Source organism: Proteocatella sphenisci DSM 23131 (assembly GCF_000423525.1).
Classification (GTDB): domain Bacteria; phylum Bacillota; class Clostridia; order Peptostreptococcales; family Filifactoraceae; genus Proteocatella; species Proteocatella sphenisci.
In genome coordinates this window covers 37,999-64,429 of the sequence record NZ_AUID01000009.1, presented here as the reverse complement: position 1 = coordinate 64,429, position 26,431 = coordinate 37,999, and the positions used below count along the sequence as shown (strand labels likewise).

Here is a 26,431-nt window from a genome sequence, read left to right as displayed (position 1 = left end):
TAGGATTTTTAATTATTAAAGCATGGTGTCGTCCACAGATTCAAGATAGGTGTCTATATCATTTATGATACTGGCCAGGCAACCGTCTTCAAATGGAGATATAAGTTTTGCTTCCTTTACTATTTCTACAAATGATTTTGTGCCCCCTATGGTGCAGATTTTAAGATAATCCTGCCAGGCACTTTCTCTGTCTTGCTCCATTTTTTTCCAAAACTGGAGTGCGCATATCTGAGCAAGGGCGTAATCGATATAGTAGAATGGATTTTTGAATATATGGCCCTGTTTAAGCCACCATCCTCCTCTTTCCAAAAAGTCGCATCCCTGGTAGTTCTTGTGAGGCTGGTATTTTTTCTCAAGTTCTCTCCAGAGTGTTTTTCTTTGAGCTGGGGACAATTGAGGTTTTTCATATATGTGATGCTGAAACTCGTCAACCAGGACTCCATAGGGGATGAATTTTAAAGTACTTCCCATATGTGCATATTTATATTTATCTGTATCTTCTTTAAAGAAAAGCTCCATCCATGGGTAGGTTATAAACTCCATACTCATAGAGTGTATTTCACAGCTCTCATATGTCGGGAAATTGATTTCAGGTATGTCTATCCATCTGGACTGATACACCTGAAAAGCATGGCCGGCTTCATGGGTAAGCACATCTATGTCGGCGTCTGTAGAGTTGAAATTGGAGAATATAAAGGGTGATTTATAATCGGGTATATAGGTACAGTATCCTCCTGCGCTTTTGCCTTTTTTAGTTTCAAGGTCCATGAGCTCGTGCTCTGTCATAAATTCAAAGAATTCTTTGGTTTCTTTGGAAAGCTCGCGGTACATTTTTATGCCATTATCTATTATGAATTTTGAATCACCCTTAGGTTCAGGGTTTCCAGTTTCAAATTCATAGTTCTCATCAAAATATCTGAGCTTGTCAAGATTAAGTCTTTTTCGTTGTCTTTCAAAGAGTTTTGATACGCAGGGGATTATATATTGGCTTACTTGATTTCTAAATTTGGAAACCATGTCCGCATTGTAGTCGGTACGCAGCATCCTGATATATCCAAGTTCGGTAAAGTTTTCAAATCCCAGTTTGCAAGCCATAGAGTGCCTTACATTGACAAGCTGGCTGAATATATCATCAAATTTATCTTCATTTTCTTCAAAAAAACCGTAGTATTTTTGGCTTGCATTTTCTCTGACGCTTGGGTCTTTGGATGTCATAAAAGGCCCCATTCCCGAGAGATTCCTCTCCTCGCCTTCAAATATTATCTTGGCCGATGCGAGCAGACGGGTATATTCAGAAGTCAGTTTGTTCTCTTCTTTCAGATCTTCGATTATACAAGGATCAAAGGACTTTAGAGAATACTCAGCTATCTTAATAAATTGAGTTCCAATTTCTTTTTCGAGCTCTTTTCTGAACTTTGACTGAGTTACCGCCTTATAAAATTTTGAATTAATTTCTTCATATTGTGGAGAGATTTCATCCCAGTATTCTTTTTCACTGCTGTAAAAAGTATCACGGGTATCTATGCTGTAGCGTATACTAACAAGCGTTTCCATGGACTGTATAGTGTTTCTTTTCTTGTTGACTTCATCCATATTTCCTTTAAAATCTCCAAATGAAACTGACTCGTTCATGGACATTATTAAATTTTCCAGAGCAGTTTTTGTAATCTCAAAATCAGGTCTTTTGTATTCGAATTCGTTAAATTTCATAATTCACCTCTTTGATAAAATATTTAATTATTATATATACTTATTGTATTTTATTATACTATATTATAGATGAATGTAACAATGTTACATACAATCAATCTGAGTTTAATATATTATGGGTATTGTAAGGTCAAAAAAAGGAGAATATATATGAAAAAAGCAGTTGTAAATCATAAACAATGTGTAGCGTGTGGAGCCTGTGCAGACAAATGCCCAAAAGATGCAATATCTATATTTAAAGGTATAGTTGCTGTAATTGATATAGACAAGTGCGTTGGATGTACGCTATGCACAAAAGTATGTCCGGCCAATGCCATAGCAATGGAGAAAAAATAAATAAAATTATCATATGGAATTATTAGAAAGTGAGATTGAATTTGAAAATGAAAAATAAGAAATGGAATGATTACCTGTGGATAGCAACAGTTTTATATTTTATTCTAGGTTTATTCAATATCATGTTTGCATGGCTGGGGATGATATGCTTCATGGTTCCGCTTATACTTACCTTTATGGGAAAAGGGAAACTTTATTGCAACTCTTATTGTGGAAGGAGTCAGCTTTTTAATATACTGGGTGAGAGGAAAAAACTTTCAAAAAAAAGACCTACCCCGGAATTTCTCGCAGGGAAGGCTTTCAGGTATGGATTTTTAATATTTTTCATGACTATGTTCTTTAATATGGTCTTTAACACATATCTGGTATTTGAAGGGTCAAGAAATCTAAGGGAAGTGATAACAATTCTTTGGACTTTTAAATTTGCCTGGAATGCACCAGAAATTGTGGGAGTATCCCCGTGGATAGTCCAGTTTGCATTTGGATTTTACAGCATGATGCTTACCTCAGCAATAATTGGAATAACTACAATGCATTTTTACAAGCCTCGTACATGGTGCACGTTTTGTCCAATTGGAACTATGACTCAGGAAATAAACAAAGTTATGCACAAAAAAGCTTATAATGCACTTCTTGACAGTCGCCAAAGTGACGAAAAAATAGCCTAGAAATTTTCGTAATTACAAGAGGAAATTTATTAAGCGGTCATAGTTTTTTCCATTAGTTCTCTAAGGCATGACTCTTTGGATTGATCAGTTATAAAAACGAGAGAATCCTCTGGCATTACAATTGTATTGCCGTTTGGTATGATATCTCCGCCGCGCCGTCTAATGGCTATGAGCAGGCAATTTGATGGGAATTCGAGTTCTTTGATTGTTTTTCCATCGGCGGATGAACCATAATGTACTACCATTTCCATGGTTATTTTTCTCCCGTCGTCTTTTTTATCAAGAGGGGAAGAATTTTTAGCAATCTGGCTTTCAAGAAGTGATTCATATACAGGGGGGCTCTCCAAAAGATCCGCCACTACATAGGCTACTATACAAACTACGGTAAGTGAAAGAAGATGAGTAAAAGAACCTGTCATTTCCACCAGAAGAACTATCCCAGTTATAGGAGCTCTTACTATTGCAGTAAAATAACCGGCCATGGCCAGTATTATAAAGTTGTAAAAGAGCTCTGAATTAAATCCGGCATAAGATATAGCAATATTTCCAAATATACATCCGATCAGAGCTCCCATTATCAGAAGCGGGAAAAATATACCCCCGGGTGCTCCTGAGCCAAAGCTGATCATTGAAAATACAAATTTTATACATAAGATAAGAACCAGCAGAGTGATCCCTGTAGAAGGATTTAGCTGCTCAACTATTACATGACCTCCACCAAGAGCCAGGGGAAAAACTACTCCAAGTATTCCAGCAAGTAAAAATGGCATGAGTAGTTTTGTTTTTGCGCTTAGAAGTGGGATTTTTTTGTAAAGATGCTGAGAAAAGATGAGCATTTTATTATAAAAAGCGCCCATGAATCCAAGGGCGATGCCTAGTATAAGGAGCATCCAGTATCCAGAAAGAGGGATTACTGAAGTTACATTAAAACTAAAGACTGGATCCAGGCCAAATACCATTTTTGAAAGAAAATCGGCAGTCATTGCAGAAGCCATTGCAGAAAGAAGTATGACAGGAGAAAAATACTTATATATCTCTTCCATGGCAAATATAGTTCCAGCAAGTGGGGCATTAAATGCAGCGGAGAGCCCGGCGCTTGCACCGCTGGCTATAAGTATCTTTTTTTCTGTACGTGACTTGGCAAGTTTGTTTCCAACCCCTTGTGCAACACATGCGCCAAGCTGAATAGAAGGGCCTTCTCTTCCAAGAGACAGTCCGGCAAATATGGACAAGACTCCTCCAATGAATTTAGAAACCAGGGTGCTAAACCAGCTGTCTTCAAAATAGCCCATAATTATTCCTTTTACCTGGGGGATTCCGCTTCCGTTTATGAGTTTGTATTTTGACACCAAAATTCCAGTAATGTATCCAAAACAACCCAGTAAAGCCAGTGCAAGGGGAATATAGATAATATGTTCTCTCACATAAGCATACATCTCAAAGGAGAGATGTTCTGCCTTTATAAGAATAAGTCTGTAAAGTATTACTACAGCCCCTGCAAGAAAACCTGTTATTATACTTTTGTAAAGAATAGAAAGCTTGCTTGAATATATGCCTGCAGCTTCTTTGTAATTATTTTTTTTCATAAAAATCTCCTTAAAAAACCTCCTGAAAGGAAAATTCTCTCAGTCGGTCATAAGTTCAACAAAAATGGTATTACTGATTTCGCGTCCTTTCTGGGTAAGTCTTATCCTGTCTTCTTCAATTTCAACAAGCTTGTTTTTGACAAGGCCATCCACTTTATCAAGGGCCTCAAGCGGAAGCTCCTTAAGTTTTATTCCTCTGTTCATCCTGAGCCCGAGAAAGATTGTTTCATTTATGATGTCATTGGAAGAAAGCAGCTCTAAAGAACCTTCTTCAACAGAAAGATTTCCGCCATCAAGGCAATTTATATAATTGGTGATGTTATCTGTATTAGAGAATCTTTTATTGTCAATCATCGAATGAGCGGCAACGCCAAGTCCAAGGTAATTCTGTCTTAGCCAGTAAGCGCTGTTGTGGAGTGATTCATATCCGTCTTTGCAAAAATTTGAGATTTCATACTGATGGTATCCATGATTTTCTAGATGAGATACGATATATCTGTACATCTCAACATAGGTGTCATCATCGACTGGAGTGACTTTTCCTTCATTTACCCACTTGTTCATAAGGGTGCCTTCTTCAATTATGAGAGAGTAACAAGAAATGTGCTCTGGTGATATAGAAATTATATCCTCAAGGCTCTTTGAAAGAGAACTCATAGTCTGGGAGGGAAGTGCGAACATGAGGTCTACGCTTATGTTTTTAAAGCCATGGTCTCTGCCAAGTTTGAATGAACCAATAAAAGTTTCAAAGTCATGTGACCTTCGCAAAAGCTCGAGTTCTGAACTGTCAGTGGTCTGAAGGCCAAAACTCAGTCTGTTAACCCCATGCTTTTTCAGTATTTCCAATTTCTGGGGACTAAGAGATTCGGGATTGCACTCAAATGTATATTCCCTGACAAAATCTGTACAAAAGTTATCAGAAAGGGCAGATAAAAGTTTTTCTATGAGAGACTCTTCTAAAAAGCTGGGGGTACCGCCCCCTATATATATGGTATCTATTTTATGTGAAGCTGAAATTGCAGCTTGAAGACGCATTTCATTTATAAGTGCATCGATGTAGGTTTCCTGAAAGGAAAATGGTTTTGCAACAGAAACAAAGTCGCAATAAGAACATTTGCGTTTGCAAAAAGGAATGTGGATATAGAGGCTAAGTGGTTTCATTTTTTTTCTCCTTAATAATACTATATTACAATTATAAACCAAAATACCAAACAAATCATCCTAAAATTAAGTATAACTTATATAATAGAAACTTATTACTTCAGCAAAAATTAAAATTAAAAATTATTTACATATTTTTATATAAATGTTAACATATAGACTGTAGAGAGATTTGTAAATTTTCTGTTAAAATCAAATTAAAAACTTATGAAGGAGAGTGAATCTTGTGCAATGCTGCTGTGAAGAAAATATAAAAACAGGTAGTGTAGACCTTAGCCTTATTGTTGAAATCGTTGAAAAATACAAGGATACAAAAGGAAGTCTGATTACTATATTGCAAGGTGTTCAAGAGATATACAATTATGTTCCCATGGAGGCCATAGAATATATTGCAGAACATACTGGTATAAAACCAGCTAAAATATACGGAGTACTGACATTTTATACTCAGTTTAGAATGAATCCAGTAGGAAAAAACCTTATAATGCTGTGTCATGGTACTGCCTGTCACGTAAACGGGTCTGAGAGGATAGAAGAAGCAATCCATGAAGAACTTGGAATAGGCGATGGTCAAACAAGTGAAGACGAACTCTTTACGCTTATAAACGTTGCGTGTCTGGGATGCTGCAGTTTATCGCCGGTAATGATGATAAATGGGGAAACTTATGGAAAACTAACGCCGCAATCTACAAAGAAAATAATTGCTGATATAAGAGCAAAAGACAAGGAGGAAGCATAATGAGAATTCTTGTTGGACAAGGAAGCTGCGGACTTGCAGCAGGAGCGGGAAAGATATCTGATTACCTCAACGCTCAGATAAAGGGACAGGGACTCGATGCCAGTGTTGAAATAACCGGATGTATAGGAACTTGCTATCTGGAGCCAATAGTGGACGTAATAGACAATGAAGGCAACAAGACTACATATGTAAAGGTAGATGAAGCCATTGCGCAAAAAATAGTTGAAAGTCACATAAAGAATTCTGTCCCAGTAGCTGATGCTGTAATACTAAAAGAAGACGTTATTGCGCAGGGGAAACAGGTTAAGATAGCACTTAAAAACTGCGGAATTATTGACCCTGAGAGCATTGATGAATACATGGAGGCTGGTGGATACGAAGCTGCAAGAAGATGTTTCACTGAGCTGAGCAGAAAAGATGTAATAGATGAAATAAAAAAATCGGGTCTTAGAGGAAGAGGTGGAGCAGGATTCCCGACGTGGTTCAAGTGGAATGCGGCGCTTGCTTCAAATGCAACTCCAAAGTACTTTGTATGTAATGCTGACGAGGGTGACCCAGGAGCATTCATGGACAGAGCCGTAATAGAAGGAGACCCTCATGGTCTTATAGAAGGAATGATGATTGGGGCATATGCAATCGGAGCAGAAGAGGGTATCGTATATGTAAGAGCAGAGTACCCACTTGCTATAATAAGACTTACAAATGCAATAAAACAGGCAATGGAAAGAGGAATCCTGGGAGACAACATATTTGGGATAGAAGGCGCAAAATTCAACATGAGAATAAAAGCAGGAGCAGGAGCTTTTGTATGTGGGGAAGAGACAGCACTTATAGCTTCACTTGAAGGTGAAAGAGGAATGCCTAGACTTAAACCACCATTTCCTGCACAAAAAGGATACTGGGACAAGCCGACTAACATCAACAACGTTGAGACACTTGCAAACGTGCCTTGGATAATGAGAAACGGCGGAGAAAAATTTGCTGCCATGGGAACTGAAAAGAGCCCGGGAACAAAGGTATTCGCACTTACTGGAAAAATTGAAAAAGGTGGACTTGTAGAAGTTCCTATGGGAATGCCAATATCAGAAATAATCTATGATATCGGTGGTGGAATAAGAGACGGAAAGCAGTTTAAGGCAGTCCAGCTTGGAGGCCCATCAGGCGGATGTATCCCTATGAGTATAATAGATACAACAGTTGACTACGAAAGCATAGCACAAACTGGTGCGATAGTTGGTTCGGGTGGTATGGTTGTTATGGACGAAACTACCTGTATGGTTGACATGGCAAGATTCTTCCTTGATTTTACAAGAAAAGAATCATGTGGAAAATGTATACACTGTAGAATTGGTACAAAGAGAATGCTCGAAATTCTTAACAGAATATGTGAAGGCGAAGGAAAAGACGGAGATATAGAGCTTCTTGAAGATCTTGGAGAAAAAATAAAAGACGGTTCACTTTGTGGACTTGGTCAGACAGCTCCAAACCCTGTTCTTAGTACAATCAGATACTTTAGAAACGAATACGAGGATCATATCTACAACAAAAAATGTACAGCAGCTCAGTGTAAATCACTTATTACTTTCAACATACTTGAAGATAAGTGTATAGGCTGTGGACTGTGTAAACGTAACTGTCCAGTAGATGCAATCGAAGGCTCAGTTAAGAAGCTTCATGTAATAGATCACGATCTTTGTATAAAATGTGGAAAATGTATCGAAAGCTGCAAATTTGATGCAGTAATAAAAGCATAGGGAGGAGGCCGAAAATGTCAAAAATCAGACTTAATATAGATGGAATAGAAGTTACTGGCTACAGTGGACAGACAATTCTCGATATCGCAAGAGAAAACAATATAGAAATACCAACACTTTGCCATGATGAGAGAATCAAAGCTTATGGATCATGCGGACTTTGCGTAGTTGAAGCTGTAGGAATGCCAAAGCTTATGAGATCATGTGCAACAGATGCTTCAAATAACATGATAATAAAAACTAATACAAAAAGAACAATAGAAGCCAGAAAAGTAGCGCTTGAGCTTCTTATGTCAGATCACACAGGAGACTGTCAGGGACCATGCGTTATTGCCTGTCCTGGAAATACAGATTGCCAGGCATATGTAGGACTAATAGCAAATGGACAGTTTGATGAAGCTAATAAAGTAATCAAAGATAAACTGCCACTTCCTGCAAGTATAGGAAGAGTGTGTCCTCATCCATGTGAGACTGCCTGTAGAAGAGGGCTTATAGATGAGCCGATAGCAATAGCAAATTTAAAATACTTTGCAGCAGACCATGATCATGCAAATGAAGAGATGTATATTCCAGAGCTTAAGGCGAAAACAGGGAAAAAAGTAAATATAATAGGTGGAGGACCTGGTGGAGTTTCAGCAGCGTACTTCCTGCTTATGGAAGGCCATGACGTAACAATATACGATCAGATGCCCAAATTAGGTGGAATGCTGAGATATGGAATACCCCAGTACAGACTTCCAAAATCAATTCTTCAAAAAGAGATAGATGTAATAGAGAAGATGGGCGCAAAGCTTGTTCCTAATACAAAAGTAGGAAGAGACATAAGTTTTGAGCATATCAACGACACAGCTGATGCAACTCTTTTAGCAATTGGAGCATGGAGCAGTACAAAACTTGGCTGCAAGGGCGAAGAAGCAGAAGGCGTAATTGGTGGTATAGAATACCTTGAAAACTATGTTACCAACAAGCCTTTTAAAGCCGGAGAAAAAGTGGCAATAGTAGGTGGTGGAAACACGGCTATGGACGCCTGCAGAACTTCAGTGAGACTTGGAGCAAAAGAAGTATACAACGTATACAGAAGAACTAAAGATCAGATGCCTGCAGAAGAAATAGAGATTGTAGAAGCAGAAGAAGAAGGCGTTATATTTAAAGAGCTTGTAAACCCGATTGAAATCAAAAAGCTGGAAAACGGCCAGCTTGAGATGACACTTCAGGTAATGGAGCTTGGAGAGCCAGATGCAAGTGGAAGAAGATCGCCGATTCCAAAAGAAGGAGTGACGCAGACGCTTGTAGTTGACTGCGTAATAAGCGCTATTGGACAGATAGTTAATCCAAAGGGATTTGAAGAGATAGAACTTACAAGAAGAGGAACTGTTGCAGCAGACGAAAAAACATTTAGAACAAATGTTGAGGGAGTATTTGCAATAGGAGACGCAACTAACAAAGGTGCAGATATAGCGATAGCAGCAATAGGAGATGCAAAAAGAGCAGCCCAGGTTATAATGACATACATGGACGGCGACATGGTTGCATACAAAAAACCTTTCTACTCAGAAATCGAAGGCATGAGCGCCGATGATTTTGAGGACAGAGAAATAACTTACAGACCCCACAGAGATCATGTGAATCCAGATGTAAGAAGAAACAACTTTGAAGAAGTAGTTACTAATTACACTGATGAGCAGGCTATGGAAGAAGGGGCAAGATGTCTTGAGTGCGGATGTATGGATCTTTATGAGTGCAAACTCCTAAAATATTCAAATGAATATGACATCAAACCTGAAAAGTTTGAAGGAGAAATGCACAAACGTAAAGAGGACAACTCACATCCATTCATAGACAGAAACCCTGACAAGTGTATACTTTGCGGACTTTGTGTAAGAACATGTGAAGAAGTTATGGGCGTAAGCGCGCTTGGACTTGTACACAGAGGATTTGACACAATAGTTAAACCAGCTGTGGAGATGCCCTTGAATGAAACAGGATGTATTTCATGTGGACAATGTGTAAGCGTTTGTCCAACGGGAGCACTTCAGGAAAGAATGAAGATTAAAAAGCCAGTTCCAGTTATTGCTGAAATAACAAATACAGTATGCTCAAACTGCAGCGTAGGCTGTAACATAAAAGTAAACACAAGAAACGAAATGATAATGAGAATAGAGTCTGACAATTCAAGCAAGGTTGACGACGGAAGACTTTGTGCAAAAGGAAGATTTGGATATGACGTGGCTCACAGCTATGACAGAATAAAATCAGCCCTTCTCAGAAGAGACAAAGAACTTGAAGAAGCGACTCTTGAAAGTGCACTTGTAGAAGCAGCTAAAAAGGCGCAGAACCTTGTAAGTCTTAATGGACCACAGAGCCTTGCAATCCTTGTTTCAGACAAGTACACAAACGAAGATATATTTGCAGTAAAGACTCTTGGAGAAAAACTTTTCGGAGCTTCAAAGGTATACAGTATGAATGCTGAAAAATCGGCACTTGCAGATGTACTTGGAACAGACGCTTCAACATCAAGCTACGAAGAACTTCTGTCAACAGAGATGATAATAGTTGCAGGATCAGACATCATGATAAACAACACTATAATTGGAATCAAGATAAGACAGGCTGCTCTTGATGGTGCAAAACTTGTTGTAATCAATGACAAACATACGCTTCTTGATGAAATAGCGACAATCTCTGTTCATACAGACTCTACAGATTTCCTTCTTCAGATAGAAAAAGCAGTAGCTAAAAACTCAAAAATCGCAACAGATGAACACAAAGCATCACTTGCAGGAATTGAGATAAGCGAAGAAGCACAAAAAATCGCGGATATGTACACAGGAGCAAAAACAGCTATGACAGTATACAATCAGGGAGAACTTAGCTATGACGGTGCACTTTCTCTTGTAAATACTGCAGTTATGGCAGGTCATGTAAACAGACCAAGAGCTGGAATAATCCAGATGAAGAAAAATGCCAACAGCCAGGGACTAGTTGATCTTGGAATCTGTACAGATAAGGCAGAGCTTCTTGAAAAAATAGAAAATGGAACTGTAAAAGGGATAATATCATTTGGAGAGAACATCTGTGATGTAGATCTTTCAAAACTCGAGCTTGTAGTAGTTCAAGATATCAATATGTCAGACATGGCAAAGATAGCTGATATTGTACTTCCTGGAGCGAGCTTTGCAGAATCTGAAGGATCATATACAAATGCAGAAAGAAGAATCCAAAGATCAAGAAAAGCCCTTAATAATGGCATAGCAGGATCCAACTGGAAGATAGCTATGGATATAGCAAGGGTTCTTGAGCCAGACTTTGGATTTGACAAAATAGAGGATATTCAAGAAGCTATTGGAAACTTTAATCCAGCATACAAAGGACTTGCAAAACTTGAAGCAGATAAGTTCTGGAGTTATCCAGTATCAGAGGCTGTTCTAAAACCTGCCAAGGTCTCAAAGCTTGTTGAAACAGCTACAAATACAAGTTTCGAAAGAAAGACATTCAAAGAATTTATGAAAAATAACCAGCTTCTGTAAAAAACTTGGGAATGTAAGACAAAAATATGTAAAAGCACGGGTCTTATTATACAGACCTGTGCTTTTGTATAAAAAAGAGAGGACATACATATGAAAGCATTCATGTTAGACGGGTTTGTAGATGTTTCCAGTTTTTTTGATGAGTTTATATCAAGGCACAGTGTACTTGGGAAAAGCGAAAATACTCAGTTCCTTATATTTAATCCTGATTTTACGTCTATAGAATATATCTATAATACAGTAGAGGCGCTTGCGTTAAAAGAAGATATTGAATCATTTAAGAATTTTGTGTCAGAAAATGATCCAGTAAAGACCAGTGGCTTTACAGAAATACATGTATCTCAAATCGGAGAAAAGACAAACATATACGTATCAGCGGTAAATCCTTTAATTGAGCCCAAGATTTATATTGCCACAATGAATCTTCAATTTGAAAACAAAATAGTTACTGACAATATAATTTCTGAGATAAATCTTATAACGGCAGAATATTTTCTATACAATATACAAGCTGTTATAACAAATTATGAGAAGCTGTATTATCTTATTGATGCTTATTGCGAGATGCTGTCGGCAAAAGACCCCCTGATGCCACATCATATGTCAAATGTAGCAAACTGGAGTATAAAGATAGCAAATGAACTTGAAATAAATGAGAGAGATACCAAAATATTATATATAGCAGCACTTTTGCACGATGTAGGAAAGCTATTTATTCCAGACTCGATAATAAACAGACCAGAAAAACTTACTGACAAGGAAAAAGAAATAGTAAACAAGCATTGTATAAATGGGTACAACCTTCTAAAATCATCCCTTTATGGAATGACCTTTTTTAATGACGTACCTAATATTGTAAAGTATCATCATGAAAGATATGATGGCAAAGGATATCCAGATGGACTCTGTGGAGAAGAAATACCATATCTGAGCAGAATAGTAGCTACCGCTGAAAGTATAGATTTTATGATGAGCAAGAGACCGGGTATAGACGCAAAAGAGCCACATGAGATAATAGGGGAGCTTAAAATGCTTAGTGGTCAGCAGTTTGATCCAGACATAGCAAGAGCTGCAATAAATGCAATAGAAGACAATTATGAAAATACACGGACTATGGTCATGAAAAAATCTAAATTCATAATCAATGCTTCTTTAAGATTCTACTTTGGAGATTTTAAAAATATATGCACGCTTCAAGGAAATATAGTACTTAAAAATGAAAAGGCTATATTCATATTGGCCTCAGGAGCTGAATATAATCCGAGTTGGATAGTTTCTAGAATTTTCCTGCCTACCATAAGTTTTTCTGAAAATAAGGACTTCTACGAATTCAAGTGCAGTATAGAAAATCTGTCACCAGAGAGCATAGAACTTTCGCAGATATCATACACTCCTACAGATAAATTTTTCTCACTTGTTTTAGAGAGTATAATAAAACTGAAAAAAGATGGATTTGAAATGGACGTAGATATGATGAAACTGGGTGGAGATACACTTGTATTCAAGGTTGATCCACAAGACAGTGAAAAAATCACAGAAAATCTCGGGGGTAGCTTTGATGTCATATTAGATAAAGAAACCGCAGAAAAGTCGGGAGTAAAAAAAGTAAAGTGCCGTATAGCAAAGATGTATAATTCTGTTGGAAACATGGTCTATGTACTAAATTATGTAGATATGTCCTCAACGACCAGAGATGACATACTGAGATTTCTATTCAGGAAACAGGTAGAATACAAGCAAAAAATCAAAAAAGGAAGATAAAAACAAGAAAGTGAATTAACATTATGAAAAAAGACATTATTAACAAAGCAATTGAACTTGCAAGAGAAACGATGAACAAAAATCTTGGCGGACCTTTTGGGGCAGCTGTAATAGACAGAGAAGGCAATTTATTATCACTAGCATCTAACACGGTTTTAGGAGACCATGACCCAACCGCGCACGCCGAGATAAATGCTATAAGAGAAGCAGCTAAGATAAAGGGTACGCATGATCTGAGTGGCTGCATTATTTATGCAACGGGGTATCCATGCCCCATGTGTCTTTCGGCTATTATATGGGCCAATATTAAAGAGGTGGTTTATGGTTGCAGGCCCGAGGACGCAGATGAAATCGGATTCAGAGATGACTTTATTTATCATTTTATAAAAAAAGACATGTCAGACGAAACTGTACTTAAATTTAAAGAAGAAGGCAGACAAGATTGCCTGCTGCTGTTTAGAGAGTATGCCGAGCAGGAGAGAAAAATTTATTAAAAAAACCCTGGGTTGAAATCTTTCTCCTACAATGTTATAATTTAAACATTAAAACATTAAAAAATTAACAGGAGGAATTATAATGAAAATCGTTGAAGGATATATGCCCTATCTGGAATATAAGACTTATTATCGAATAGTGGGAGAGCAGAAGGGAAACAAAAAGCCGCTTGTGCTTTTACACGGAGGACCAGGATCTGCTCACAACTACTTTGAGGTACTTGATGCGCTTGCGGATGAAGGACGTCAGATTATCATGTATGATCAGCTTGGATGTGGACTTTCTGCGACTCCATCACGCCCAGATCTTTGGAATTCAAAGACATGGATAGATGAGCTGATTGCTCTTCGTGACCATCTGGGACTTGATGAAATTCATCTTCTTGGCCAGTCATGGGGAGGAATGCAGGCAATAGAATACCTGTGTGACTACAAACCAGAAGGAATATTAAGTGTTATACTTTCAAGTTCGCCTGCATCAGCAGACCTTTGGGAAAGCGAGCAAAGAAGGATGGTTAAACTTCTTCCTCAAGATATGCAAGATGCTATAGCGAAGGCTGAAGCAACTGGAAATTATGGTGATCCTGCCTATATTGCGGCAAATGATGAGTTTATGCTGCGTCACTGCGCTCCAGTATTTGGACCAGATGATCCAGCGTGCCTGACTCGCCCAAAAGTAAAAGGAACGGAAGCTTATATAACCGCCTGGGGACCAAATGAGTTTACACCTACAGGAACGCTCAAGGGATGGGAATACAGAGAAAAGATAAAGGATATAAAAGTTCCAACGCTTATAACAAGTGGAATTTCTGATCTTTGTACGCCTTTTATTGCAAAAGTTTTAAATGATTCAATAGAGGGATCTGTTTGGGAACTTTTCCAGTACAGCAGACATATGCCCTTTGTAGAGGAAAACGAAAAGTACATGAAGATACTGAATAAATGGATGGAAGATAACGAATAAAATTCAGTGAATAAATTTGTATTTAAGGGTATACTGTTTTAAATAATGGTATACTTTTTTCTTTTCGGAATTTTTTCAGTTTACTAAGGAGGAGAAATATATGAATTCTATACTTAAAGCGCTTTTTGAGAGAAAATCGGTAAGGGCATATGAGGAAAGAGAAATACCTGAAGAAATTAAATCTTTGATAATTGAAGCTGCACTTCAGGCTCCTACAGCAGGAAATCAGATGCTTTATTCAATACTGGATATTACTGATCAGAAATTAAAAGATGAACTTGCAATCAGCTGTGATAATCAGCCTTTTATAGCAAAGGCCCCTATGGTGCTTATTTTTCTTGCTGACTGCAGAAGATGGCTGGATTCCTATGAATTTGCGGGCATGTCTCCGAGAAAACCTGGTAAAGGAGATTTACTGCTGGCCTGTCAGGATGCAGTAGTGGCGGCCCAAAATGCGGTGGTTGCTGCGGAGTCTTTGGGGATTGGGTCCTGTTACATAGGAGATATACTTGAAAACGCGGAGAAGCACATAAAACTGCTCAATCTGGATGAGTATGTCATGCCTGCGTCTATGGTGGTATTTGGGTATCCGATTTATCAGCAGAAGGAACGAAAAAAGCCTGTCAGATTTGAAAAGAGATTTATAGTACATGAGAATTCATACAAAAGACTTTCTAAAGAAGAACATGTAGAGATGTTTACACAAAGATCTCAAGAAAGTGATTTTGATTTTGAAGACTATGTATCAAAATTCTGCAAAAGAAAATACATGTCCGATTTTTCCAAAGAAATGAGCAGGTCAGCAGAAATATACTTAAGAAATTTTGAAGCTCAGGATGAATAAAGCCTGATAGAAAGGAAAAAATGAAAAGTACTTTAAAATTAAGTGAAATTATAATGATATTAGCAGGATCTATTATTCTGGCTTTTGGAATAACCTGGTTCTTATCACCGCCAGGTCTTGTTACGGGTGGGCTTACGGGGATAGCAATAATTGTTGAGAAAATATCTTTTGGACTCTTTGAAAATGGGGTTCCAATATGGCTTACCAATGCTATTCTTAACATACCTTTGTTTGCGGTTAGTATAAAACAGAGGGGTTTTGCTTTTGCAAAAAAATCGCTTTATGCGGTGATATTTCTTTCTATATCCTTGTGGGGGTGTGAAATTTTATCCAATCCCTTTGCCCATATAGACGATCTATTACTTTCAAGTCTTTTTGGAGGGGTGCTGGTAGGAATCGGGGTAGGACTCGTTATAAGGGCAGGAGCTACGACAGGTGGCACAGATATGCTTGCAGCTATATTCAAATTTATAAAGCCGGACCTTCCTATCCAAAAAGTAATGCTCTTAATAGACGCAATTATAATAGTTGGAGGAATGTTTGTATTTGGAATTATAAATACCATGTATGCAATAATATCTGTCATAGTTACAACCAAAATGGTTACACTTGTACTCGAAGGTGGAAGCTCTGCAAAGGCGGCATTTATAGTTTCTGAGCGAAGTGATGAAATTGCTGAGTCCATAATGAATACTGTTGGAAGAGGTACTACGGCTCTCAAGGCGAGAGGCATGTACTCAAAATTGGAAAAAGAAATGATATTTGTAGTGCTTTCTCAAAAAGAACTTCCACTGCTAAGACAGGTAATAATGGAAATAGATCCAAATGCTTTTATTACCATAGCTGAAGTAAGAGAGGTCCTTGGAGAAGGGTTTGTAGAAGAATATGACCCCATGAAACTGTAAAAATATAAGACAGCAAAAACTGAATCATTAAATTTTTTACACAAAAATTACCGTATATTGTAAAAATATCTTGAAATGACAAAAAATCTATGTTAAGATTAATAGCGATTGGGAGTAGATGGGTGCTGGTGTGCCCGCTGGTCTTCAACACCAGTTCGAGGGGTTAGTAGCTTCTTGGGTGGGTTCGATTCCCACATATTCCCGCCAATTTTTATAAAGTATAATAACATGATTATTTAGTTGTGTTACATATATAAGATGGAGGGAAATTGCTGAAAGTATTAGTAATTAACTGCGGAAGTTCATCACTAAAATATCAGCTGATTGATATGACAGACGAGTCTGTACTGGCTATAGGTCTTGTTGAAAGAATAGGAATAGATGGTTCCGTTCTAAAGCATGAGACACCAGGAAGAGACAAAGAAATAATTGAAGAGCCAATGCAAGATCACAAAGATGCACTTAAGCATGTAATGGATGCACTTGTTAACAAAGAATATGGCGCAATCAAGAGTATGGATGAAATCAATGCTGTTGGACACAGAGTTGTTCATGCAGGAGAAAAATTTGCATCATCAGTAATTATTACTGATGAAGTTGTAAAAGCACTCGAAGAATGTATAGAGCTTGCTCCACTTCACAACCCGCCAAACTTAATAGGAATAAATGCATGCAGAGAAATACTGCCAACTATACCAATGGTTGCGGTATTTGATACAGCGTTCCATCAGACAATGCCAAAATCATCATACCTGTACGGAATCCCTTACGAGTACTATACTGATTTTGGAGTAAGAAGATACGGATTCCACGGTACTTCACACAAGTACGTGAGCTACAGAGCGGCTGAAATGCTTGGAAAAGATATAAAGGATTTAAAAATAATAACTTGTCACCTGGGAAACGGAGCTTCTGTAGCTGCTGTTGACGGTGGAGAAGTAGTTGATACATCAATGGGATTTACTCCGCTTGAGGGCCTTATAATGGGAACTAGATGTGGGGACATGGATCCTGCAATAGTAACATTCCTTATGAAAAAGCTTAATCTTGATGCAGACGGAATAAATGACGTAATGAACAAAAAATCAGGTGTCTTTGGTATGTCGGGCGTAAGTTCAGACTTCAGAGATATCGAAAATGCAGCTTCTGAAGGCAACGAAAGAGCAGCTATAGCGCTTGAGACATACTACAAGAGAGTTAAGAAGTACATCGGATCTTACATGGCTGAAATGGGCGGAGTAGATGTGATAGTATTCACTGCTGGACTTGGAGAAAACTCAATTGACGCAAGAGAAGAAATTTGTGGCGGACTTGAGAGACTTGGAATATCAATAGATAAAGTTGAAAACAAAGTAAGAGGAAAAGAAAAAGTTATATCTGCAGCTGATTCAGCAGTAAAAGTACTTTGTATTCCAACTAACGAAGAAGTTATGATTGCAAGAGATACTTTAGAATTAGTAAAATAGTTCAAATATCATAAAATGCTTAAAATCAATAAGGGCGACCTTATTGATTTTAACTTGTAAGGCAATTAAACTTGACAAATATTTTTTATTTATGTATAATGTTTGTGATAAATAAGAGGTGATGAACATGATGAATTTAAGTGGAATTTTGTCCGGCGAGAGAAGCACTCTGGCAGTAAATGTGAGCTTTGATATGGATCAGACGAATAACAATAAACATGATCTCAGATTTTCTTCACCGGTTGTTTTAAATGGAATTATAGTTAAAACTGATGATCGATTGGTGTTAAATGCGAAGCTATCAGCTAAGGTTAAGGGCCAGTGTGCAAGATGTTTAGACGATGCAGACGTATCAGTCAGTGAGGACGTAATTGTATATTTGGTATCAGGAAATGAGATTTTTTCAGAAGAATATGATACTTACGTTATTTCTGAGAATCATGTAGATTTGATGGATCTCTGCTTTATTGAGATTTTGAATCAGATACCTTATAAACTACTTTGTAAAGAGGATTGCTTGGGTATGTGTCCAGTATGTGGAAGTAACTTCAATAAAGTCCAGTGCAAATGCAGTATGTCAGACGATAATATTGATGTCAGATTTGATAAACTAAAAGAAATGATTAAATAAAAAGGAGGTGGACATAAATGGCAGTTCCAAAGCGTAAAATGGCTAAATCTGCAACACGTTCAAGAAGAGCGACAGTTATGCAGATCAGTGCAAAGGGTTTAACAAAATGCCCACAGTGTAACGAATTAAAATTATCACATAGAGTTTGTCCTGAATGTGGATTTTATAAAGGCGTAGAAGTAATAGCGAAGTAAATTTTTACCGGCATGTAGGTGGACACTACATGCTTTTTTTTATTATGCAGGAGGATACGATGAGAATAGCTGTAGATGCTATGGGTGGAGACCATGCACCATATGAGATAGTTGTCGGAGCGCTTGATGCTGTAAGCAAAAATCCAGACATAACGGTAGTCCTTGTTGGAAAAGAAGATGAAATAAATAAAATCATAGATAAAAAAACTAAAGACAGATCGGGAATAGAAGTTGTAAATGCTACTGAAGTAATAGAATTTGACGATGCTCCTACAAGAGCTGTCAGATCAAAAAAAGATTCTTCTCTTGTTATTGCAATGAAACTTTTAAAAGACAAAAAAGTGGATGCGTTCCTGGGCGCTGGGAGCACAGGGGCAATACTCGTGGGAGGTCTTTTTGTAGTGGGAAGAATAAAAGGGATTGACAGACCTGCGCTTACTGGATTTTTTCCAAATCCAAAAGGATATACGGTCCTGCTTGACATAGGTGCAAACGCAGAGTGTAAGGCAAGAAATATACTTGAATTTGGAGTAATGGGATCACTCTATGCGAAAAATGTGCTTGGCATAGAAAATCCTTCGGTAGGACTCTTGAATAATGGCTCAGAAGAAGGCAAAGGCAATGACCTTACAAAAGAAGCCTATTTACTCATGAAAGAAAGCACTCAGATTAATTTTTATGGAAATATTGAAGGCAGAGATATGCCTGAAGGCACAGTGGACGTAGCTGTAACTGATGGATTTACAGGAAATATAGTTTTGAAGACTACCGAAGGCGTAGCTTCAACTATTATGAATATGATGAAAGACGTCATGATGTCATCTGCAAAGGGAAAAATTGCAGGGGCTATGATCAAGAATGACATGAGAAAGTTAAAAGACGGATTTAGTGCTGATGCAATAGGTGGAGCTCCGTTTTTAGGAGTTGATGGTGTAGTACTCAAGGCCCATGGAAATTCAAAGGCACTTGCTATTACAAATGCAATCCTTCAGGCAAAGAAATTTAAAGATTCCAATTATATTGAAGATCTCAAGTCGCACATATCAGAGATTTAAAAATATTTTGCCACTTGAGGTAAAGTTTGATATAATGATATGTATGAATTATATACAAAATCAGGAGGTCGTAGTATGAGCGAGATGGGAAATATCAATATATCAGAAGATGTAATCGTTACTATATCAAATATAGCGGCGGATGAAATAAAGGGTGTAGCAGGGGTATACAGTGGAATAGCAGATGCACTGCTGGAAATATTCAGAGGGAAGAAATTCAACAAGGGCGTTTCTGTGGTTCTTGATGAAGAGAAAATAGCCGTGACTATAATTATTGATGTAGAATATGGTCAAATAATTCCAGAAATTGCAAAAAAAGTACAGGAAAATGTAAAAAACGCTATAGAATCAATGACTGAAAGACAAGTTATTGAAGTTAACGTTCATGTGCATGGAGTAGTTATAAAGTCAGAAAAACCTGATAAGCAAAAAAACGTATCAGAATAATGGAGAAAATATGGGAAGAAGAGATGAACGTCAAAAAGCCGTAGAGCTTTTGTATGAAATGGTTGTGCAAAAAGAAGATGAGACTTCATATATCAACGAGTATTTTGATAAATATGAACTTGATAAAGAAAATTTGAAATTTGCAAAAAGAATACTTGAAACTTATTTTGATAATAAAGAAGAAGTAAATGCTGCTATTTCTGAAAATCTTCAGAAGTGGAAGATGGAAAGACTAGGTAAAATAGATCTTAGTATAATAAGGGCAGCAACGACAGAGATGCTTTATTTTGATGATGTGCCTGAAGCGGTGTCTATAAACGAAGCGGTAGAACTTGCAAAACTGTTCTCAGAAGAAAAGGCCTTTAAATTCATAAATAAGGTTTTAAGAAATATATTTGAATCAACGAAAAAAGGTGAGTAAATGCAGTTATTTTTAAAAATTATGTTTATGGTGGTGGTTGGTGGTCTTATAGGCTGGATGACTAATGTCATAGCTATCAAGCTTTTATTTCGTCCACTTTTGCCAGTAAAAATACCACTTATAAACTTTCATATCATAGGGCTTATACCAAAGCGAAGATTTGATATAGCCAGAAACATTGGACAGACAGTTCATGATGAACTGATATCTATGGACGAGATAGGCGAAAAACTTCTTACCGATGAAAACAAGAATTGGATAGCAGATGAGATCAAAGGAAAGATATCAACTGTTATAGACGAAAAGATGTCCATACTTCCATCGAGCCTTAAAATGATGGCAATGGGAATGTTTGGAGATGTTGTAGATAAGGAAATATCAGTATTCATAGATGAAAAATCTGGAGAATTGATAAAAAAAGCCGGAGAAAATGTAAATATAGGCGAAATGGTCGAGGAAAAGATTAATCAGTTTGAACTTGAAAAGATAGAAGAGATAATTTTAAGTGTCGCAAAGTCGGAACTTAAACATATAGAGGTTCTAGGAGGCTTTCTTGGAGCCGCGATTGGACTATTTCAGGCAGTAGTGATGCAATTTTTGTGGTAATTACTGTTGACAAAAATATTTCTTGATAATATAATTGTTGTTAAGATATATAATATAATGCGTTGAAAAGACGAGTAATAGTGATTTGTTATCTACAGAGAAGAAACATTTAGCTGAGAGTTTCTGGTAAATATAACTATGAAAACCACCTTAGAGCACTCATTAGTAATGAGCGGGAGGCCCGATACAGCCATAAGAGAACAAACTTGGGTGGAACCACGTATACACGTCCCATGAGCTTATATGCTCGTGGGATTTTTTAATACCATAATTTAAAAGTGGAGGATAATATGATTAAAGTACAGTTAAAAGATGGCTCAATAAAAGAGTTTGAATCAAAGGTAAGCGTATTGGATGTTGCTAATTCAATAAGTGAAGGACTTGGAAGAGCGGTAGTAGGTGCAAAATTTAACGGAGAGGTAGTAGAAACCAATCATCTCATAGAAGAAGACGGAAAGATTGACTTTTTAAAATTTGATGATGCAGATGGAAAAGATATTTTCTGGCATACTTCCACTCATATAATGGCCCATGCAATCAAAAATCTGTTTCCGGACACAAAGCTTGGAACAGGTCCAGCTGTAGAAAATGGCTTCTATTATGATATAGACCTGGACTACAGACTTACTCCTGAAGATCTTGAAAAAATTGAAGCTGAAATGAAAAAAATAGTGAAATCAGAGCTTGATATTGAAAGATTTGAGCTTGATGAAGATGAGGCCATAGCGCTGATGAAAGAAAGAAATGAAGACTATAAGATAGAGCTTATAAAGGATCTTGCAAAAGAAGGGCAGAGACTTTCCTTTTACAGACAGGGAGACTTTGTAGATCTTTGTGCAGGGCCACACCTTTCAAATACTAAAAAAGTAAAGGCATTAAAACTTACAAGTGTTGCAGGTGCATATTGGAGAGCAGACCAGTCCAATAAGATGCTTCAAAGAGTCTATGGTATATCTTTTGAGAAAAAGAAATTTCTTGATGAATATCTTGAAATGATAGAAGAAGCTAAAAAAAGAGACCACAGAAAACTTGGAAAAGAACTGGAACTGTTTACAATATTAGAAGAGGGACCTGGATTCCCATTCTTCCTTCCAAATGGAACAATACTCAAAAATGAACTTATGACATACTGGAGAGAAGTACACAGAGCGGCTGGTTATGTTGAGATTGAAACACCAATCATACTTAACAGAAAACTTTGGGAAACTTCTGGTCACTGGTTCCACTACAAGGAAAATATGTATACAGTACAGATAGATGATGAGGATTTTGCCATCAAGCCTATGAACTGTCCTGGAGGCATGCTTGCCTACAAGACAAAAATGAGGTCTTACAGAGATTTTCCTATAAGAATGGGAGAAGTTGGAAGGGTTCACAGACATGAGCTTTCAGGAGCCCTTCATGGACTTATGAGAGTAAGAGCATTTACGCAAGACGATGCACATATATTCATGCTTCCTGAACAGATCAAGGATGAAATAAAGGGTGTTGCGCAGCTGATAGACAAGGTTTACAAGCAGTTTGGATTCTCTTATCACGTAGAACTTTCTACAAGACCAGAGAGCTTCCTTGGTGAAATATCAATGTGGGATGAGGCAGAAGCAGCACTAAAAGCCGCTCTTGAGGAGCTTGGATTAGACTATAGACTCAACGAAGGAGACGGAGCATTTTACGGGCCTAAGATAGATTTCCATCTTAGAGACTGTATAGGAAGAACTTGGCAGTGTGGAACAATCCAGCTTGACTATCAGCTTCCACAGCGATTTGACCTGACTTACACAGGAAAAGACGGCGAAAAGCACAGACCTATAATGATTCACAGAGTTGCATTTGGAAGTATAGAAAGATTTATAGGAATCCTTATAGAGCAATACGCAGGAAAATTCCCTGTATGGCTTTCTCCAGTTCAGGCAAAGATTCTTCCTATATCTGACAAGTTCATGGACTATGCAGACGATCTTTACAAGAAACTTTTTGATGCAGGAATAAGAGTTACAATCGATGACAGAGCAGAAAAAATAGGTTACAAGATAAGAGAAGCTCAGATGGAAAAAGTACCATATATGATAATTGTTGGAGAAAAAGAAGTTAACGAAGGAAATGTATCTGTAAGATCAAGAGACGGTGGAGAACTGGGTTCACTAAGCATTCAGGAATTCGTGGACAAGCTGGTTAAAGAATCAAAGGATAGAATTTAATTAAATTTTATGTTATAATATCATAAAATATAGTTAGAAGGGCGCTGATTCGATGATACAAAGAATAGAAGAACTTTTGATGAATTCTAATCCTTCATCTGGCATAACGATAGATAATGGTTTTTTAATAAGATATTTCAATACGGCAAATGTCTGTACAATAAATATGCTAATTCCTCCTGAAAAGAATGAAATAGTTAATATAATGGACAGGCACTTAAAAAAACTATCCAAGAATGACATAAACCCATATTACAGAGTTGTATTCTCAAAGGAATTTGAACATCTTGAGATGGAAATGGTCAGGAGTGGATTTGAAATATCAAACCCTGGGGTGGTACTTGCACTCAATCTTGAAAACAGGGAAAAAGAACTTTTTGCATTCGCAAATTTTATTGAGCAGGGGATATTCGTAGACACCAGCCTTAATGACGAGTGGCTAAGTGACTACCAGCATCTTACTGACATGCACCCAGGGCAAAAATCTTTTTTTGAAGACAATATACAAAAAAGCATGCTTGAGAATATGTTCTTTGCAATAGTAGACAGAGAACGGGTTATAGCCATGGGCTATGTTACCTTTATTGACGAGTATATGATAATAAACGACTTGTTTGTATCCCCAAAATACAGAAACCTGGACTATGGTAAAAAACTGCTCAAAGGTATGCTCTGCAAGGGACTTTCAAGAGGGATAAAAGTTGTTATAGCAGACGTTCAAGAAGATAATGCTGTGGCCCAGAAAATATTTACAGACCAGGACTTTGAAAAAATATATGCTTATTATTATAGAGGGAAAAAAATATTTTAAAGACAAGGCATTGACATATATGGATAATACATGTATAATTATCAATGTTGATTAAGTAGAAGACCGCTTCTCACCTTATTGCTTTAAGTTTATAGGGTTTACAAGATTAATTTTAAAATTGTGCAGTATTTAAGATTATAATTTTGGGCGGATAGTATATACTATTCGCCCTTTTTTAATAATATAGAAAAGATAACAAAGCTGAGCATGAAAAATTTGGAGGTGAAAAATTATTAAAGAACAACAAATTAATGAGCAAATTCGTGATAAGGAAGTAAGACTTATTGACGAGAATGGGCTGCAGCTTGGAGTAGTACCAACCAAGGACGCTCAATTGATGGCTAGTCAGAAAAATCTTGACCTTGTAAAGATATCCCCAAATGCAGTACCACCGGTATGTAAGATTATGGATTTGGGTAAATTCAAATACGAGGCAGCAAAAAAAGAAAAAGAATCAAAGAAGAAACAAAAAGTAGTTGTAGTTAAAGAGATAAGACTGAGACCAGTAATTGAAATGAACGACCTTAAAACTAAAGCGAAAATGACTTGTAGATTCTTGGAAGATGGTGACAAAGTAAAGGTAGCTGTTAGATTCAGAGGCCGTGAGCTTGGACACAAGGAGATAGGATACCAAGTTATTAATAAATTTATCGAGCTGGTTGGAGAATCGGGAGTTCCTGATAAGGATCCTAAATTTGAAGGAAACAGCTTGGTACTGATGATGGAACCAAAGAAAATTTAAGCGAGGAGGATACAGTTATGCCTAAGATGAAAACTCACCGTGGAGCTGCGAAGAGATTCAGAGCAACAGGAAGCGGAAAATTAAAGAGATCAAAAGCCTACAAAAGACATATCTTAACAAAGAAAAGTTCTAATACTAAGAGAAAACTTAGAAAATCAGCTATAATGTCAAAAGGCGATCAGTCTAGAATTGCAAGATTATTACCATATATATAAAAAGAAGGAGGTATAGATAAATGGCAAGAGTTAAAAGAGCACTAAATGCACGTAAAAAGCATAAGAAAATACTGAAGCTTGCAAAAGGTTTCAGAGGATCAAGAAGTAAACTTTACAGACCAGCTAACGAATTCGTAATGAAGGCACTAGCTCACGCATACAAAGGAAGAAAACTTAAGAAGAGAGATTTCAGAAAACTTTGGATTGCAAGAATAAACGCAGGAACAAGAATGCACGGACTAAGTTATTCAAAATTCATGAATGGACTTAAGAAGTCAAACATAACTATAAATAGAAAAATGCTTTCAGAAATGGCTATCCACGATCCAGCAGGATTTGCACAGATCGTTGAAACAGCAAAGAAAGCAATACAATAAGTAGTTTGTATATAAACACGTAAAGTAGTCACACTTCAAATAGAAGGTGTGACTTTTTTATAATTTAAGTCAGGAGTGATAACTTTGGATTCATCAATTGAAAAATTTATTGAGCTTGTTTCGCATTGTGACAACATAGTATTTTTTGGAGGTGCGGGAGTTTCGACAGAGAGTGGAATATCTGATTTTAGGAGTATAGACGGTCTTTATAGTCAAAAATACAAGTATCCTCCAGAAACAATATTGTCTCATGATTTTTTTATGAAAAACACTTTGGAATTTTACAGGTTTTACAGAGATAAGATGATTTTTCCTGATGCGAAGCCAAACTATGCACATATTGCGCTTTCTGAGCTTGAGAAAAAGGGAAAGCTCAAGGCCATAGTTACTCAAAATATAGATAACCTTCATCAAAAATCTGGAAGTAAAAATGTGCTGGAGCTTCATGGTTCGGTTCACAGAAACTACTGTATGAAATGCAGCAAATTTTATGATATTACCTATATACTTGGGACTAAAGATGTACCACGTTGTGAATGTGGTGGAGTAATCAAGCCTGACGTAGTACTTTATCAGGAAGGGCTTGACAATGAAATTGTAGAACAGGCAGTAAAGCATATATCAAGAGCGGATATGCTCATAATTGGAGGGACTTCTCTTGGAGTATACCCAGCTGCCAGTCTTGTGGATTATTTTTCGGGCAAGGATCTGGTGCTTATAAACAAAGGCTCTACGAGTAAAAACTGCAGGGCATCGCTTGTCATTGATAATAAAATCGGACAGGTATTTAAAAATTTTTTATAAAAAAATATAATCATT

The 26,431-nt window shown here is 37.2% G+C and carries 26 protein-coding genes, 1 tRNA gene and 1 other annotated feature; of the genes, 24 read left to right on the top strand and 3 right to left on the bottom strand.

Annotated features, from left to right (window positions below; translation table 11 throughout):
- Window positions 1-15: 15 nt before the first annotated feature.
- The gene (locus tag G558_RS0104640; RefSeq protein ID WP_028829135.1) at window positions 16-1,710 is read right to left on the bottom strand and encodes a M3 family oligoendopeptidase; all 1,695 of its coding nucleotides are present in this window, start codon (window positions 1,708-1,710) and stop codon (window positions 16-18) included.
- 150 nt (window positions 1,711-1,860) lie between these two features.
- Here G558_RS0104640 and G558_RS0104635 point away from each other — a divergent pair, with 150 nt between their 5' ends.
- Window positions 1,861-2,046 (top strand): ATP-binding protein, encoded by a 186-nt coding sequence (locus G558_RS0104635; RefSeq protein ID WP_028829134.1) that lies wholly within the window; start codon window positions 1,861-1,863, stop codon window positions 2,044-2,046.
- Window positions 2,047-2,093: 47 nt separating this feature from the next.
- The gene (locus tag G558_RS12375) at window positions 2,094-2,714 is read left to right on the top strand and encodes a 4Fe-4S binding protein (RefSeq protein ID WP_051188473.1); all 621 of its coding nucleotides are present in this window, start codon (window positions 2,094-2,096) and stop codon (window positions 2,712-2,714) included.
- 29 nt (window positions 2,715-2,743) lie between these two features.
- Here the strand turns inward: G558_RS12375 and G558_RS0104625 are convergent, their stop codons facing one another.
- A complete protein-coding gene (locus G558_RS0104625) occupies window positions 2,744-4,300 on the bottom strand; it encodes a ClC family H(+)/Cl(-) exchange transporter (RefSeq protein ID WP_036931607.1) in 1,557 nt (518 codons plus the stop codon).
- A 39-nt stretch (window positions 4,301-4,339) separates the two neighbouring features.
- On the bottom strand, window positions 4,340-5,461 hold the full coding sequence (gene hemW, locus G558_RS0104620) for a radical SAM family heme chaperone HemW (protein WP_028829132.1): 1,122 nt from the start codon (window positions 5,459-5,461) through the stop codon (window positions 4,340-4,342).
- A gap of 217 nt (window positions 5,462-5,678) precedes the next feature.
- Here hemW and nuoE point away from each other — a divergent pair, with 217 nt between their 5' ends.
- From nuoE to G558_RS0104510, 22 genes are all read left to right on the top strand, one after another.
- The gene (gene nuoE, locus G558_RS0104615) at window positions 5,679-6,200 is read left to right on the top strand and encodes an NADH-quinone oxidoreductase subunit NuoE (RefSeq protein WP_330363799.1); all 522 of its coding nucleotides are present in this window, start codon (window positions 5,679-5,681) and stop codon (window positions 6,198-6,200) included.
- A complete protein-coding gene (locus G558_RS0104610; RefSeq protein ID WP_028829130.1) occupies window positions 6,200-7,954 on the top strand; it encodes an NADH-quinone oxidoreductase subunit NuoF in 1,755 nt (584 codons plus the stop codon). The genes nuoE and G558_RS0104610 overlap by 1 nt, the downstream gene beginning before the upstream one ends.
- A 14-nt stretch (window positions 7,955-7,968) precedes the next feature.
- Window positions 7,969-11,481, top strand: coding sequence for a molybdopterin-dependent oxidoreductase (locus G558_RS12370; protein ID WP_051188465.1), 3,513 nt, complete (start codon window positions 7,969-7,971; stop codon window positions 11,479-11,481).
- Between the two features lie 90 nt (window positions 11,482-11,571).
- Complete coding sequence (locus tag G558_RS13330; RefSeq protein WP_051188464.1) at window positions 11,572-13,242, top strand: HD-GYP domain-containing protein; 1,671 nt, start codon at window positions 11,572-11,574, stop codon at window positions 13,240-13,242.
- Window positions 13,243-13,265: 23 nt separating this feature from the next.
- On the top strand, window positions 13,266-13,736 hold the full coding sequence (locus G558_RS0104595) for a nucleoside deaminase (RefSeq protein ID WP_036931603.1): 471 nt from the start codon (window positions 13,266-13,268) through the stop codon (window positions 13,734-13,736).
- Between the two features lie 82 nt (window positions 13,737-13,818).
- On the top strand, window positions 13,819-14,700 hold the full coding sequence (gene pepI, locus G558_RS0104590) for a proline iminopeptidase (RefSeq protein WP_028829128.1): 882 nt from the start codon (window positions 13,819-13,821) through the stop codon (window positions 14,698-14,700).
- A gap of 100 nt (window positions 14,701-14,800) precedes the next feature.
- A complete protein-coding gene (locus tag G558_RS0104585; protein ID WP_028829127.1) occupies window positions 14,801-15,544 on the top strand; it encodes a nitroreductase family protein in 744 nt (247 codons plus the stop codon).
- A gap of 20 nt (window positions 15,545-15,564) precedes the next feature.
- Window positions 15,565-16,449, top strand: a complete 885-nt coding sequence (locus tag G558_RS0104580) for a YitT family protein (protein ID WP_036931601.1) — start codon at window positions 15,565-15,567, stop codon at window positions 16,447-16,449.
- A 110-nt stretch (window positions 16,450-16,559) separates the two neighbouring features.
- A tRNA-Sec gene (locus tag G558_RS0104575) sits at window positions 16,560-16,656 on the top strand.
- 65 nt (window positions 16,657-16,721) lie between these two features.
- Window positions 16,722-17,915 carry an acetate/propionate family kinase gene (locus tag G558_RS0104570; protein WP_028829125.1) on the top strand — a complete coding sequence of 398 codons (1,194 nt, stop codon included), beginning with the start codon at window positions 16,722-16,724 and terminating at the stop codon, window positions 17,913-17,915.
- 127 nt (window positions 17,916-18,042) lie between these two features.
- Entirely contained in the window at window positions 18,043-18,546 is a 504-nt protein-coding gene (locus tag G558_RS0104565; RefSeq protein WP_028829124.1) for a YceD family protein, read from the top strand.
- Between the two features lie 17 nt (window positions 18,547-18,563).
- Window positions 18,564-18,740: a 50S ribosomal protein L32 gene (gene rpmF / locus G558_RS0104560; RefSeq protein ID WP_028829123.1), complete on the top strand. Its 177-nt coding sequence runs from the start codon at window positions 18,564-18,566 to the stop codon at window positions 18,738-18,740.
- Between the two features lie 59 nt (window positions 18,741-18,799).
- Window positions 18,800-19,795: a phosphate acyltransferase PlsX gene (gene plsX / locus G558_RS12360; protein ID WP_036931599.1), complete on the top strand. Its 996-nt coding sequence runs from the start codon at window positions 18,800-18,802 to the stop codon at window positions 19,793-19,795.
- Between the two features lie 75 nt (window positions 19,796-19,870).
- Window positions 19,871-20,242: an Asp23/Gls24 family envelope stress response protein gene (locus G558_RS0104550; RefSeq protein WP_028829122.1), complete on the top strand. Its 372-nt coding sequence runs from the start codon at window positions 19,871-19,873 to the stop codon at window positions 20,240-20,242.
- A gap of 10 nt (window positions 20,243-20,252) precedes the next feature.
- Entirely contained in the window at window positions 20,253-20,663 is a 411-nt protein-coding gene (nusB, locus tag G558_RS0104545) for a transcription antitermination factor NusB (RefSeq protein WP_028829121.1), read from the top strand.
- A complete protein-coding gene (locus G558_RS0104540) occupies window positions 20,664-21,269 on the top strand; it encodes a DUF445 domain-containing protein (protein WP_028829120.1) in 606 nt (201 codons plus the stop codon).
- A gap of 53 nt (window positions 21,270-21,322) precedes the next feature.
- Window positions 21,323-21,506 (top strand) — a binding site (T-box leader).
- A 53-nt stretch (window positions 21,507-21,559) separates the two neighbouring features.
- Window positions 21,560-23,467: a threonine--tRNA ligase gene (gene thrS, locus G558_RS0104535; RefSeq protein WP_028829119.1), complete on the top strand. Its 1,908-nt coding sequence runs from the start codon at window positions 21,560-21,562 to the stop codon at window positions 23,465-23,467.
- 52 nt (window positions 23,468-23,519) lie between these two features.
- Window positions 23,520-24,278, top strand: a complete 759-nt coding sequence (locus G558_RS0104530) for a GNAT family N-acetyltransferase (RefSeq protein WP_028829118.1) — start codon at window positions 23,520-23,522, stop codon at window positions 24,276-24,278.
- 229 nt (window positions 24,279-24,507) lie between these two features.
- Window positions 24,508-25,020 carry a translation initiation factor IF-3 gene (gene infC, locus G558_RS0104525; RefSeq protein ID WP_071604451.1) on the top strand — a complete coding sequence of 171 codons (513 nt, stop codon included), beginning with the start codon at window positions 24,508-24,510 and terminating at the stop codon, window positions 25,018-25,020.
- A gap of 17 nt (window positions 25,021-25,037) precedes the next feature.
- Window positions 25,038-25,235: a 50S ribosomal protein L35 gene (rpmI, locus tag G558_RS0104520; RefSeq protein WP_028829116.1), complete on the top strand. Its 198-nt coding sequence runs from the start codon at window positions 25,038-25,040 to the stop codon at window positions 25,233-25,235.
- A 20-nt stretch (window positions 25,236-25,255) separates the two neighbouring features.
- Window positions 25,256-25,612 (top strand): 50S ribosomal protein L20, encoded by a 357-nt coding sequence (rplT, locus tag G558_RS0104515; protein ID WP_028829115.1) that lies wholly within the window; start codon window positions 25,256-25,258, stop codon window positions 25,610-25,612.
- A gap of 84 nt (window positions 25,613-25,696) precedes the next feature.
- On the top strand, window positions 25,697-26,416 hold the full coding sequence (locus G558_RS0104510) for an NAD-dependent protein deacylase (RefSeq protein WP_028829114.1): 720 nt from the start codon (window positions 25,697-25,699) through the stop codon (window positions 26,414-26,416).
- Window positions 26,417-26,431 lie beyond the last annotated feature (15 nt).

What these genes read in the sequence shown, in the direction of transcription:
- G558_RS0104640 (WP_028829135.1), bottom strand. Translation starts at nt 1,710, where the DNA reads ATGAAATTTAACGAATTCGAATACAAAAGACCTGATTTTGAGATTACA.
- G558_RS0104635 (WP_028829134.1), top strand. Translation starts at nt 1,861, where the DNA reads ATGAAAAAAGCAGTTGTAAATCATAAACAATGTGTAGCGTGTGGAGCC.
- G558_RS12375 (WP_051188473.1), top strand. Translation starts at nt 2,094, where the DNA reads ATGAAAAATAAGAAATGGAATGATTACCTGTGGATAGCAACAGTTTTA.
- G558_RS0104625 (WP_036931607.1), bottom strand. Translation starts at nt 4,300, where the DNA reads ATGAAAAAAAATAATTACAAAGAAGCTGCAGGCATATATTCAAGCAAG.
- hemW (WP_028829132.1), bottom strand. Translation starts at nt 5,461, where the DNA reads ATGAAACCACTTAGCCTCTATATCCACATTCCTTTTTGCAAACGCAAA.
- G558_RS0104610 (WP_028829130.1), top strand. Translation starts at nt 6,200, where the DNA reads ATGAGAATTCTTGTTGGACAAGGAAGCTGCGGACTTGCAGCAGGAGCG.
- G558_RS12370 (WP_051188465.1), top strand. Translation starts at nt 7,969, where the DNA reads ATGTCAAAAATCAGACTTAATATAGATGGAATAGAAGTTACTGGCTAC.
- G558_RS13330 (WP_051188464.1), top strand. Translation starts at nt 11,572, where the DNA reads ATGAAAGCATTCATGTTAGACGGGTTTGTAGATGTTTCCAGTTTTTTT.
- G558_RS0104595 (WP_036931603.1), top strand. Translation starts at nt 13,266, where the DNA reads ATGAAAAAAGACATTATTAACAAAGCAATTGAACTTGCAAGAGAAACG.
- pepI (WP_028829128.1), top strand. Translation starts at nt 13,819, where the DNA reads ATGAAAATCGTTGAAGGATATATGCCCTATCTGGAATATAAGACTTAT.
- G558_RS0104585 (WP_028829127.1), top strand. Translation starts at nt 14,801, where the DNA reads ATGAATTCTATACTTAAAGCGCTTTTTGAGAGAAAATCGGTAAGGGCA.
- G558_RS0104580 (WP_036931601.1), top strand. Translation starts at nt 15,565, where the DNA reads ATGAAAAGTACTTTAAAATTAAGTGAAATTATAATGATATTAGCAGGA.
- G558_RS0104565 (WP_028829124.1), top strand. Translation starts at nt 18,043, where the DNA reads ATGATGAATTTAAGTGGAATTTTGTCCGGCGAGAGAAGCACTCTGGCA.
- rpmF (WP_028829123.1), top strand. Translation starts at nt 18,564, where the DNA reads ATGGCAGTTCCAAAGCGTAAAATGGCTAAATCTGCAACACGTTCAAGA.
- plsX (WP_036931599.1), top strand. Translation starts at nt 18,800, where the DNA reads ATGAGAATAGCTGTAGATGCTATGGGTGGAGACCATGCACCATATGAG.
- G558_RS0104550 (WP_028829122.1), top strand. Translation starts at nt 19,871, where the DNA reads ATGAGCGAGATGGGAAATATCAATATATCAGAAGATGTAATCGTTACT.
- nusB (WP_028829121.1), top strand. Translation starts at nt 20,253, where the DNA reads ATGGGAAGAAGAGATGAACGTCAAAAAGCCGTAGAGCTTTTGTATGAA.
- G558_RS0104540 (WP_028829120.1), top strand. Translation starts at nt 20,664, where the DNA reads ATGCAGTTATTTTTAAAAATTATGTTTATGGTGGTGGTTGGTGGTCTT.
- thrS (WP_028829119.1), top strand. Translation starts at nt 21,560, where the DNA reads ATGATTAAAGTACAGTTAAAAGATGGCTCAATAAAAGAGTTTGAATCA.
- G558_RS0104530 (WP_028829118.1), top strand. Translation starts at nt 23,520, where the DNA reads ATGATACAAAGAATAGAAGAACTTTTGATGAATTCTAATCCTTCATCT.
- rpmI (WP_028829116.1), top strand. Translation starts at nt 25,038, where the DNA reads ATGCCTAAGATGAAAACTCACCGTGGAGCTGCGAAGAGATTCAGAGCA.
- rplT (WP_028829115.1), top strand. Translation starts at nt 25,256, where the DNA reads ATGGCAAGAGTTAAAAGAGCACTAAATGCACGTAAAAAGCATAAGAAA.